Origin of the sequence: Ensifer soli (assembly GCF_041928815.1) — a bacterium.
Taxonomy (GTDB): domain Bacteria; phylum Pseudomonadota; class Alphaproteobacteria; order Rhizobiales; family Rhizobiaceae; genus JBHFEI01.
This window is the reverse complement of record NZ_JBHFEI010000021.1, coordinates 40,008-50,920: the sequence shown is the minus strand read 5'-3', so window position 1 is coordinate 50,920 and position 10,913 is coordinate 40,008. Positions and strand designations below refer to the sequence as shown.

Genomic DNA, 10,913 nt, shown 5'->3' with positions numbered 1-10,913 from the left:
GTCGAGGCGGACAAACTGGAAGAAGCGCTGCAGCCGCCGATAATGGGAGGAATGGCTGGCAGGACCGGGGCAATGGCGCGCTTCGAACGCGCATGGAAACATGAGATCATCGCGCCGGCACCTGCCCATCCGTGGCGGAGCCCGGAGCGCAAGGCTGAAATCGAGAGGTTGTCCGTTCTTTCGTCTCTCGAGCCTCCCCCTCGAACGGCCGTCAACAGCAGTTGCAGCAATGCGCGGTCCGCATGGGTGCGATGCAGCATTCACGCTGGGTTCGGCGCTGAACGGGCGCTATAGTCAGCGTCATAGAACGACGGCCAGCCAAGAGATGACGAAGCGCTGGCAATGACCCTGGAAAGGATAGGATCATGAACATCGCACGCTCTTTCAGCACCTGGCGCAAGTACCGGCAGACCTGCGTCGAGCTCAACCGCATGAGCGACCGGGAACTGAACGACCTCGGCATCGGCCGCGGCGATATCCCGCAGGTTGCCCGCAAGGCCGTCCGCTAAGCGCGACGCCGAAGCTTTTTGCCTGCTATCATTGAAGCGCCCGTCGGAGCCTCTCCGGCGGGCGCTTTGCATCGGGCGTATCGCCGATCCCATGGGCGGAAGTCTTGCCCGCAAGACGCAGCACATCCCGACGGCATTGCGTCGACATGCCGAGAATTTGGGCGTGCAATGCTTAATCGCATAGCAGATGCCTTCCCTTTGCACTCCCGTTCCACCGCGAAAGGGCGTATATCCGCGCCATGACAGCGTGCCGTCTTGGCCGCACCCATCTTTCGAGGAACCCCATGAACCCCGTCCGCATCGCCAGGAGCTGGCTCAACTATCGTCGCACGCTCGCCGAACTCGCCGGCCTCTCCAACCACACCCTTTCCGACATCGGCATCACCCGGTTCGACATCCGCACGATCGCTTCGCGCTCGTTCCGCTGATCGCGCAGAGCTTGCCGATGACGTTACGGCGCCCTTCGGGCGCCGTTTTTGTTTGAGCGCTGTTGGAAGCCTCCCGTCCCCGTGATAAGGAGCGCGCCCATGAACGAAGACGCAGACAGACCATCCGAGGTCCACATCATCGGCGGCGGCCTTGCGGGCTGCGAGGCGGCATGGCAGGCGGCCGAAATGGGCGTGCCGGTCGTCCTCCACGAGATGCGCGGCGTGCGCGGCACGGACGCCCACAAGACCGACGGGCTCGCCGAGCTCGTCTGCTCGAATTCCTTCCGCTCGGACGATGCCGAATCGAATGCGGTCGGCGTGCTGCATGCGGAGATGCGCCTTGCCGGGTCGCTGATCATGCGCGCGGCCGATGCCCACAAGGTCCCGGCCGGCGGCGCGCTCGCCGTCGATCGCGACGGGTTTTCGCAGGCGGTGACGGCAGCGATCGAAACCCACCCGCTGATCCGCGTGGAACGCGAGGAGGTCACCGGCCTGCCGCCGTCGGAATGGGACCAGGCGATCATCGCCACCGGGCCGCTCACGGCGCCTTTGCTCGCCGAGGCGATCCGCGCGGAGACGGGAGAGGATGCGCTCGCCTTTTTCGACGCCATCGCGCCGATCGTCCACACCGATTCGATCGACATGGGGATCTGCTGGTACCAGTCGCGCTATGACAAGCCCGGCCCGGGCGGCACGGGCAAGGACTATATCAACTGCCCGATGACGGAAGCGCAGTACAACGCCTTCGTCGACGCGCTGATTTCCAGCGACAAGACCGGCTTCAAGGAATGGGAAGGCACGCCGTATTTCGACGGCTGCCTGCCGATCGAGGTCATGGCGGAGCGCGGCCGGGAAACCCTGCGCCACGGACCGATGAAGCCGATGGGCCTGACCAATGCGCACCAGCCGGCCATCAAGCCCTATGCGGTGGTGCAGATGCGCCAGGACAATGCGCTCGGCACGCTCTACAACATGGTCGGCTTCCAGACGAAGCTGAAATACGGTGCGCAGACGGATGTCTTCCGCATGATCCCCGGGTTGGAGAATGCCGAATTCGCAAGACTCGGCGGCCTGCACCGCAACACCTACATCCACTCGCCCGTGCTGCTTGACCGGTCGCTCGCGTTGAAGACGCGGCCGGGATTGCGGTTCGCGGGCCAGATCACCGGTTGCGAGGGCTATGTCGAGAGCGCCGGCATCGGCCTGCTCGCCGGACGCTTCGCCGCCGGTGAACGCTTGGGCCGTGCTCCGTCGCTTCCGCCCGAAACCACGGCGCTCGGGGCGCTGCTCGCCCATATCACCGGGGGGCACCTCGTCTCGGACGAAGAGCCCGGAAAGCGGTCGTTCCAGCCGATGAACATCAATTTCGGCCTGTTTCCCCCGCTGGAGCCCGGCGCCATCGAGAGGCCGGACGGCGCGAAGCGTTTTCGCGGCAAGGAAAAGGCGCTTGCGAAACGTGCCGCAACCGCCAGGCGCGCCCTGGCGGACTGCGCAGACTGGCTGGCCGAAGGCGGGCGCTGAGCCGGAAAACCGCCGGCGTGCGATGCCGTCAGGGCGCAGCGTCCGGCGCCTCGATGCCGCGCGGCGCATAGCCCGACAGCATCCACAACGCCACGTCCGCAGCCTCGTCAGCACTCTTGAACGTATAGACCCCGTCGAGGCCGCGCATGTCGGCAAAGGCGAGCTGCAGCGCATCCTCGCCGATCACCTCGGCACGGCCCCGGCCCGGTTCGACGAGATGGCAGATCGCCCGCCGGCCCTGGGCCTGCATGAACCCGGTCTTGCCGTCGTTGAGGCGCAGAAACGTCGTCCGGCCGTCGCGGGTGACGTGCATGGAGCGGATCGGCTCGCCCGGATAGGCCCGGCCGAATTCGACGATGGCGAGGCCGGCATCCGGGGTGGCGGCGTCCTCGGCGGCGCGGGCACGCATCCAGCGATAGAACAGGGCCGCGGCCGCGGCGAGAAAAATCAGGATCACCCAGGTCACGCCGCGTCCTCCCCTTCCGGTACCATGCGCACTGATTAGAACGAATTACCGCTGGCGACAAATTCTCCCTCGCGGGCACGTTGCCGGCCGGCGGAAGAGCCGTTCAGAAGCGCCCTGTCCGCAGCGTCCGCCACATCCGCCACTGGCGCCGCCATTGTGCCGGCGGTGACGGCGGGGCCAGCATCTGGGCAGTACCCGCGCGCTCCGCCTGTCGGAAGACGGGTTCGCAGAGGGAAACGCCGAGAAAGGCGGGAATGTTGCCGGCCGAAATCGTCTCCGCCGCGCGGCGCGCCTTTTCGAGATGCTCGCGGCCGAGGGAGACGAAGGCGCGGATGGCGGCGTCGACCGCGGCGCGCGGCGCCCCGGCGAGGAACGTGTCACGGTCGAGGCCGGTCGCCCGGAGCAGGTCGCCGGGGAGATAGACCTGCCCCCGCGCCCGGTGGCGCGGCAGCAGCAGCAGCAGCCCCGCGATCGCCTGGGCGACCCCGGCATGGCCGGCGGCGGTCGCTGAGCGCGCCGCCGCCGCCGGATCGAGCACGAGGCAGGCAAGCTGGATCAGGGCCGACGTCGTCTCGCCGGCATAGCCCTCGAGCGCGGTGCGGTCTTCCATCGGATCGTCGTAGAGATCGAAAATGCGCGCGTCGATCATCGCCTCCAGCACAGGCACCGGAAGATCATGGGCGTTTATCGCGTCAAGGAGCTGGTCGGCGACCGGATGGCCGCTGCGCGCCTCCGGCGATGCGCCGGCAAGCACATCGCGCCACCACTGCAGCCGGATCTCGCCGGGAAGGGCTTCGCGGGCCAGATCGCGCACGCGCGCGATTTCGGCATGGAAGGCATAGAGCGCCGCCAGCGCCGGACGGGCCTGCGGCGGCGCGAGCAGGCAGGCGAGATACCGGTCGCGATCGGTGTCGCGCAGCGTCGCGAGACAGTCGCCGGCATCCGCTGAAGGCAGGGACGCGCCGGTCATACGGCGATCAGCGCCGCCGCGACCGCGCGCGATTCGGCCAGCATGACGTTGAACGTGCGCACGGCGGCTCCGGTGCTCATCGGATCGGAAATGATCCCGGCGGCGCGAAGGCTCGCCTTCAGGTCGGCCGGAAGCGGCCGGATCGACACGCCGGTGCCGACCAGCAGCACCTCGATCGCCGAGGCTTCGGAAAGGACCTGCGCCAAGGACTGCGGCGTCAGCGCGTCGCCTTCCGCCATGTCCCAGCCGTAAATGCCGGACGGCAGCATCAGCACGGAGCCGCGATGCGACATATCGGCAAAGCGGAACCCGCCATTGCCATAGGCGTCGACCGGCGCACGCCCGGGGAAATGCGCCTGCCGGATTTCAATGCCCTTGGCCATGCGTGCTTGAGCCCCTGCCCGGCAAACCGCGTCGGCCCTTACTCCTTGACCGGCTCGCCCTTGACGCGGACCTCGCTGACGGCGCTGCGCACGACGCGGGTCTTGATGCCCTCGGCGATCTCGACTTCCAGTTCGGTGTCGTCGACGACCTTGGTGACCTTGCCGATGATGCCGCCGCCGGTGACGACCTGGTCGCCGCGACGGATGTTCTTCAGGATCTCGGCGCGCTTCTTCATCTGGGCGCGCTGCGGGCGGATGATCAGGAAATACATCACGACGAAGATCAGCAGGAAGGGCAGGATCGACATCAGGATGTCGGCCCCTCCGGCGGAAGCCGGTGCTGCCGCCTGTGCGTATGCTTCGGTGATGAACATGAAAATCTCCTGTGGTGATCGGTCGTTTGCGGCCGGCACACGCAGCCTCGCTGCCCCCGTGCCCCCTGGAACTGTCGCCGGCAATATAGGAATGGTGGTCGTGAATGCAACCTCAACCGGCGCTCCGGAACCGTTACTCCCGGGGAATCGCGGGCCTCTCTCGCGATCTGCGCGCTTTTCCCCCCGGCCCCGGCATGCTAGGCGACCGTGACGCGACAAGGATGGGCGGCATGATGGAATTGAACGAGGCGAAGATCGATCTGCTTCTCGGCGAAATGCGCCGGTTGTCCGCGGCGCTGGAGCGCATCGCTGGCCCGGCGCCGGCGGAGAACGATTGGGAGGCGGCGGACTGTTTCGTCTGGTCGCCGGCGCGCCGGCACCTGCAGCCGGTGACGCGGCCGAACCGGGTCGACCTCGACCTGATCCGCGGTGTCGACCACGTCAAGCAGATCCTCCTCGACAACACGCTGCGCTTCGCCACCGGACTGCCGGCCAACAACGTGCTGCTCTGGGGCGCGCGCGGCATGGGCAAGTCCTCGCTCGTCAAGGCGGTGCAGAAGAGCGTCGCCGAGCGGACCGGATCCGCGCTGAAACTGGTCGAGGTGCACCGCGAGGACATCGCCACGCTGCCCGCCCTGATGGAGGTGGTCAAGGACGGCCCGGCGCCGGTCCTCGTCTTCTGCGACGATCTTTCCTTCGACCATGACGACACGTCCTACAAGTCGCTGAAGGCCGTTCTCGATGGCGGCGTCGAGGGGCGGCCGAGGAACGTGCTCCTCTACGCCACCTCGAACCGCCGCCATCTTCTGCCGCGCGACATGATGGAGAACGAGCAGTCGACGGCGATCAATCCGTCGGAGGCGGTGGAGGAAAAGGTGTCGCTCTCCGACCGCTTCGGCCTCTGGCTCGGCTTCTACAAATGCAGCCAGCCGGAGTATCTGGAGATGATCGACGGCTATGCCGACTATTTCGGGCTGGAGACAGACCGGCAGACGATGCATGCCGAGGCGCTCGAATGGGCGACGACACGCGGATCGCGCTCGGGCCGCGTCGCCTGGCAGTTCATCCAGGATCTCGCCGGCCGCCTCGGCAAGGCGATCTAGAGCATTTCCAGCCGAAGCGTGATCGCTTCGGCGCCGGAGAATGCGACAAAAATAACGACTTAGAGCATTGAAGGTGATCCCGTTATCACCTTCAATGCTCTAGCGGATGGCTCGCACGTGCGTGCGGCGGTTTTGCGAAAGAAAAGAGTAAAAACAAAAATCGAAGCGTAGGCGCGGATCTCGAGGGTGGCGACGCACGTTAGAGCGCAGGTCGATCCGACGGCGTCAGAACGGCGTCCTGAACGCGTTGTTTCGAGTGTGATGGTGAGACCCGCTTCAAACCGGTCGGATCATGCCCTCCGGATCGCCCGTCGCTGAACGGGTGATCCGGAGGGCAAGCCGTTCTATTCGAGATAGGTGGCCGGATTGACCGGGGTCGCGTTCTTGCGCACCTCGAAATGCAGTTGCGGCTGCGTCGCCTTGCCGGTCATGCCGGAGGAGGCGATGGTCTGGCCACGCTGCACCTTCTGGCCGCGCTGGACGTTCAGCGTCGCGGCGTTGCCATAGACCGTGACCGTGCCGTCGTCGTGGCGCACGAGCACCGCATTGCCGAGCTCCTTCAGGCTGCTGCCGGAATAGATGACGACGCCGTTCTCGGCCGCCTTGACCGGGGTTCCCTCGGGCACGGAGATGTTAATCCCCTCGTTGCGGGTGCCGTCGACATTGGTGCCGTAGCCGGCGGTGACCGCGCCGCGCACCGGCCAGCGATACTTGCTGATGCCGGTCGACTTCGGCGAGGCCTCGGCGACGTCCTGCTGCGCGGCCTCCGTCACGCTCTTGCGCGCGACAGGCGGCGTGTATTCGGCCGGCGCCTTGCCGTCCGCCTTGGCGACCTGCTTCGGCTCGGCCTTCGTTTCCGCCTTCTGCGGCACCGAGGCGGTGCGGATCTCGTCGGTCGCGACCTTGCCGCCCTTCGGCACGACCAGCGTCTGGCCGACGCGGATCGCCGGGGAATTGAGGCCGTTCGCCTGCTTCAGCGCCTCGACCGGCACGCCGGTCGCCTTGGCGATCTTGTTGAGGGAATCCCCCGGCTTGACGACGTATCCGCCACCTTCCGGTGCGGCGGCGACGCGGGCAGGCGCCGCCTTCTCGATGGACGCCGCCTTCTCGGCCGGCGCCACCTTCTCGAGCGGCGCGACCTTTTCGGGGCTCAGCGATGCGGTGCGCTGCGGCCGGCCGGTGGGAACGGCCGCGCGTTCGACGGCGTCTGCCTGCTCCGGCGGCTTGCCCTCGCCGCGATCGCCGAGCTTGCCGCTCGCCGTCTCGCCGGCACGCGCACCCTTTTCGCGGGACTGCGTCTGGCCCGGCAGGATGGCGACCTCCCGGCCTTCGGTTGGAACCGGGACCGGCGCGTTGCCGCGTCCGTCGAGCGCGGCCGCGCGGTCGGAGGCCGCGGCCTTCGCCGGGCTGCCGGCGACGCCGTAGACGGGGATGACGAGGCGCTGGCCGGGCGCGGCCTGGCCGGCCGACGTCAGATCGTTCGCCTTGAGAATTTCCTTTTCCGGAACGCCGAACCGGCGCGACAGGCTCGCCACGGTGTCGCCCTGCCGCATCATCACGCTCGGCGCGTTGGCCGTCGTCCATCCCGGCCGGCCGCTGCCCGTCGTTACCGGGTCGGGCGTCGCCTGCTGGCGCTCTGCCTGGCGCTCTTCCGGGAACGGCTGCACGGCGGGACGCGCCCGCTCGGCGAGCGTCGGCGTCGCGATCTCGGAGCGCTGGACACGCATCGGCGTCGATGCGAGGCGGGCGCCGCCGGACACGGGCGTCGTCGCGGTGCGTACGGGATCGTAGGCGGGAAGCGCCTGACCCTGCTCCGGGAAGGGCTGGCTCAGCGCCTCGTCCCGCGCCACGGACGCGGCGACCGACGGAACGCCGCCGACGTCGCGGCGCGGCACAGGCACGTCGCCGCCCATCCCGCGGGCCGGAATCGAATTGGTGGTGATCTGATCGGAAGAGCGGGAGAAGAGACCGCCGCCGAAACGCGACACGTCGGAACTGCAACCACCCAAGGCACTGGCCAGAAGAACGACTGCGCTGACCCGGATCAGTGATTTCGTTGCAGTCGGCGGTACTCTGTTACGCATGACGCTAACCCGTAAAGACGCATTTCATTGGATTCGATTAAAACGCATCAGAGTTACCGCGCGGTTAAGGTCGGCCGTCCTCTCCCCGATTTTGCCGAAGTGATAACCATCCGCGCCGCGGCACGGCATGGCCGGTGGCGATCAGATCGCGCCGAGCGTCCAGTCGACGATCTCCGCCGCCACCTTGGAGAAGGCCTGGTCAAGGGCGCGCACGAACTGGGCGTTGCCGCTGCCGGAAACCGGAGAGAGCGCACGGAAAAGGCGCTGTGCCTTGACGGTACCGTTGCGGTCATCGACGATCTTGGCGAAGATCTCGACGGTGGCGGTGCTGCGCCCGTCGGTCGCCACCTCGAAGGCGCGGATGTCGGTGATCACCTGGAAATCGATCGCAAGCCCCTCGCCCGGCTTGCCGACGCCGCCGACACGCCCGGTGTTCTCGAAGGTGCGCACCAGCGCCGACTGCACCATCCGCGGCAACCGGTCGCTCCACTGGGAGCGGGCGAGATACTGGATCTCCGAGGAGGAGAGCCTGACGACGATCTGCTCGCTGTCGAGCGCCTTCAATGCGGTCGGTTCGGGCACGAGGATCTGCCGGCTGGCCGAGGCGCGGCCCTTGACGACGGGCGCGGCGGACAGGCCGAACGTGTCGTTCACCGCCTGTCCGGCGCCGCAGGCGGCAAGAATCGGCAGGAACAGCAGCATGACGGCCGTTCCGAGACGCGCGACCCGGCTGCCGCGCCTTGCATTGCGATGTTCCATGCCCCTCAAGACCCTCTTCTGCCGCGTCGCAATGTAGATGCGGCCATCGCCAAGGCAAGCCCGAATCGCTGCGGGCCCGCCGTTCTGCCGGTCGTCAGCGTCGCGTGCGGCCGTCATACTGCTTGACCGTGTCGCCGCCGAAGAGCAGGCGCTGCGGATCCTTGTCGAATTTCGAGATCGTCGCGTCGAGGCCCTGGACCGTGCGCCGCGTGTCGTCGATCAGGGCGTCGAGATTGCGCAGGCCCGTGCCCGAGAAGCGGCGCAGGTTTTCCGCGATCGGCCCGATCTGGGCGTTGAGATTGTTGGCGAGCGTGCGGAAGGATTCGAGCGTGGCGCGCGCGTCGGCCGACAGCGACTTGCCGTCGGCATCGCCGATGAAGCCGTCGAGCTTGGCAAGAAGGCCGTCGACGCGGTTCGACGCCGCGTTGAGCTTCTGCGCCATCTCGGTGACGTCGGTGATCGCCTCGTCGATCTCCGGACGGCGCTTTTCGACGCCCTCGGCGAGGCGGGCGACGGAGGCGGCCGCCTTGCGGGCGTCGGCGCTGGCGACCGACACGTCGTTGACGACGTTTCCGACCTTCTGCGTGTCGACGGAGCCGATCAGCGCATCGACCTTGTCGAGCGAGGCGGTCGCCTTGCGGCCGAACGCGTCATAGGTATCGACGGTCCGGCGGATGCTGACGAGCGTCTCGGAGACGCTGCCAGTGGCGTCGGCGACGTCGGAACTGACCTTTTCGGCATTGCTGACGATCAGTTCGATCTTCTGCGGATCGACCGCCTTGACGAGGGAATCGACCGAGGCGAGCGTCGAATCGAGCTTGTCGGCGGCCGCATTGATCGATCCGGACAGCGCGCTGACGCTTTCCAGGAACCGGTCGATGCCCTCGCTGTTGTTGGCGAGCGCCTCGGAAAAGCGCTCGGCGTTGCGGATCGTCTGGGTCAGGGGCTGGCGCACGTCGCTGACGAAGCCCTGCAGGTCACCGATCGCCTGGTTGGCGCGGTCGAGGATGGCGTCGGCGGTCGCAAGCAGGCTGTTGACGCTCGACTGGTCGGCGGTGAGCCGCGCGGGCTGCTCGCTTTCGAGCGCCTGCCGCAGGATGTTCTCGTCACCCTTGTTGCCCCCCGAAAGCTCGATATAGGCGGCCCCGGTCAGGCCCTGGATCTCGAGCGTCGCCTTGGTCGAGGTCAGAACGGGCGCATTGGCCGAGACCTCGGTTTCGGCGACCGAATAACGCGGATCGTTCGAATCGATCGCCAGGCTGCGCACGGAACCGACCGGTATGCCGTTGAAGCGGACCGGGGAGCCGACGCTGAGGCCGTTGGCGGATCCCGGAATGCTGATGACGAGCCGCGCCATCTCGCCGCCGCGGCCATATTGCGACATCCAGTAGACGAAGCCGAAGGCCGCGAGCGCGACGAAGACGGTGAAGAAGCCGACAATGGCGTAATTGGCTTTTGTTTCCATGGCAGCCGGTCACCTCCGGGACTGAAGCGCCGGGTCGACGGACCCGGCTGGCACGATGGAGCGGGCGCGCTTGCCCTGGAAATAGGACTGCACCCAGGGATCGTCAAAGGCGAGCATGTCCTCGATCGTCCCCTCGACGATGACACGCTTCTTGCCGAGCACGGCGATGCGGTCGCAGACGGAAAAGAGGCTATCGAGGTCGTGGGTCACCATGTAGACCGTCAGGCCCAGCGTGTCGCGCAGCTTGGCGATCAGGTCGTCGAATTCGGCCGCGCCGATCGGGTCGAGGCCCGAGGTCGGTTCGTCGAGGAAGACGAGGTCCGGGTCGAGCGCCAGCGCGCGGGCAAGGGCCGCGCGCTTGATCATGCCGCCGGAAAGCTCGGAGGGAAAGCGGTGCGCCGCCTCGGGCGCGAGGCCGACCAGTTCGATCTTCAGCCGCGCCAGTTCGTCCATCATCGCCTGCGGCAGGTCGAGATATTCCCGCATCGGCACCTGGATGTTTTCCATCACCGTCAGCGACGAGAAGAGCGCGCCATGCTGGAACAGCACGCCGAGGCGGGTGTCGAGCCGGATCCGCTCGGCCGCGCTCACCGTGTCGAATTCGGTGCCGAGCAGGTGGATCGTGCCCGCCCGCTTCGGCAGGAGGCGCAAAACCGTGCGCATCAGCACGGATTTCCCCGTGCCCGAGGCCCCGACGAAGCCGAGAATCTCGCCGCGATAGACGTCGAGGTCGAGCCGGTCGAGAACGATGTTCGAACCGAAACCAACGGTCAGCCCGCGCACGGCAAGAACCGTCTCGCGCCGGGCGGCCTGCGTCTCGTCGGTCGGTGGCGCGTCGTCCATCCCCATCC

Annotated in this window: 13 protein-coding genes; 4 read left to right on the top strand and 9 right to left on the bottom strand. The window is 67.2% G+C overall.

Annotation, left to right across the window (positions count from 1 at the left end; all coding sequences use genetic code 11):
* Positions 1-260 (bottom strand): hypothetical protein (locus ACEVQ6_RS21530; protein ID WP_374891099.1); only part of this gene is annotated, 260 nt, incomplete at its 3' end.
* 105 nt (positions 261-365) lie between these two features.
* Here ACEVQ6_RS21530 and ACEVQ6_RS21525 point away from each other — a divergent pair.
* The 3 genes from ACEVQ6_RS21525 to trmFO all read left to right on the top strand — a co-directional run bounded on the left by ACEVQ6_RS21525 (position 366) and on the right by trmFO (position 2,458).
* Positions 366-509 carry a DUF1127 domain-containing protein gene (locus ACEVQ6_RS21525; protein WP_374891098.1) on the top strand — a complete coding sequence of 48 codons (144 nt, stop codon included), beginning with the start codon at positions 366-368 and terminating at the stop codon, positions 507-509.
* A 284-nt stretch (positions 510-793) separates the two neighbouring features.
* On the top strand, positions 794-937 hold the full coding sequence (locus tag ACEVQ6_RS21520; protein ID WP_374891097.1) for a DUF1127 domain-containing protein: 144 nt from the start codon (positions 794-796) through the stop codon (positions 935-937).
* 99 nt (positions 938-1,036) lie between these two features.
* Positions 1,037-2,458, top strand: a complete 1,422-nt coding sequence (trmFO, locus tag ACEVQ6_RS21515) for a methylenetetrahydrofolate--tRNA-(uracil(54)-C(5))-methyltransferase (FADH(2)-oxidizing) TrmFO (RefSeq protein WP_374891096.1) — start codon at positions 1,037-1,039, stop codon at positions 2,456-2,458.
* A 28-nt stretch (positions 2,459-2,486) separates the two neighbouring features.
* On the opposite strand, the gene ACEVQ6_RS21510 is transcribed toward trmFO, so the two are convergent.
* The 4 genes from ACEVQ6_RS21510 to yajC form a co-directional block, all read right to left on the bottom strand.
* The gene (locus ACEVQ6_RS21510) at positions 2,487-2,924 is read right to left on the bottom strand and encodes a hypothetical protein (RefSeq protein WP_374891095.1); all 438 of its coding nucleotides are present in this window, start codon (positions 2,922-2,924) and stop codon (positions 2,487-2,489) included.
* A 103-nt stretch (positions 2,925-3,027) separates the two neighbouring features.
* Entirely contained in the window at positions 3,028-3,894 is an 867-nt protein-coding gene (locus ACEVQ6_RS21505; RefSeq protein ID WP_374891094.1) for a phytoene/squalene synthase family protein, read from the bottom strand.
* The gene (locus tag ACEVQ6_RS21500) at positions 3,891-4,277 is read right to left on the bottom strand and encodes an Mth938-like domain-containing protein (RefSeq protein WP_374891093.1); all 387 of its coding nucleotides are present in this window, start codon (positions 4,275-4,277) and stop codon (positions 3,891-3,893) included. The genes ACEVQ6_RS21505 and ACEVQ6_RS21500 overlap by 4 nt, the downstream gene beginning before the upstream one ends.
* Positions 4,278-4,315: 38 nt before the next feature.
* Positions 4,316-4,651, bottom strand: coding sequence for a preprotein translocase subunit YajC (gene yajC, locus ACEVQ6_RS21495; RefSeq protein WP_374891092.1), 336 nt, complete (start codon positions 4,649-4,651; stop codon positions 4,316-4,318).
* A gap of 239 nt (positions 4,652-4,890) precedes the next feature.
* Here yajC and ACEVQ6_RS21490 point away from each other — a divergent pair, with 239 nt between their 5' ends.
* Positions 4,891-5,754, top strand: a complete 864-nt coding sequence (locus tag ACEVQ6_RS21490; protein ID WP_374891101.1) for an ATP-binding protein — start codon at positions 4,891-4,893, stop codon at positions 5,752-5,754.
* Between the two features lie 344 nt (positions 5,755-6,098).
* On the opposite strand, the gene ACEVQ6_RS21485 is transcribed toward ACEVQ6_RS21490, so the two are convergent.
* The 4 genes from ACEVQ6_RS21485 to ACEVQ6_RS21470 all read right to left on the bottom strand — a co-directional run bounded on the left by ACEVQ6_RS21485 (position 6,099) and on the right by ACEVQ6_RS21470 (position 10,905).
* Complete coding sequence (locus ACEVQ6_RS21485) at positions 6,099-7,838, bottom strand: peptidoglycan DD-metalloendopeptidase family protein (protein ID WP_454952541.1); 1,740 nt, start codon at positions 7,836-7,838, stop codon at positions 6,099-6,101.
* A gap of 141 nt (positions 7,839-7,979) precedes the next feature.
* Entirely contained in the window at positions 7,980-8,597 is a 618-nt protein-coding gene (locus tag ACEVQ6_RS21480; protein ID WP_374891090.1) for an ABC-type transport auxiliary lipoprotein family protein, read from the bottom strand.
* Positions 8,598-8,691: 94 nt separating this feature from the next.
* On the bottom strand, positions 8,692-10,062 hold the full coding sequence (locus ACEVQ6_RS21475) for an MlaD family protein (RefSeq protein WP_374891089.1): 1,371 nt from the start codon (positions 10,060-10,062) through the stop codon (positions 8,692-8,694).
* Between the two features lie 9 nt (positions 10,063-10,071).
* Complete coding sequence (locus ACEVQ6_RS21470; RefSeq protein ID WP_374891088.1) at positions 10,072-10,905, bottom strand: ABC transporter ATP-binding protein; 834 nt, start codon at positions 10,903-10,905, stop codon at positions 10,072-10,074.
* Positions 10,906-10,913: the final 8 nt, after the last annotated feature.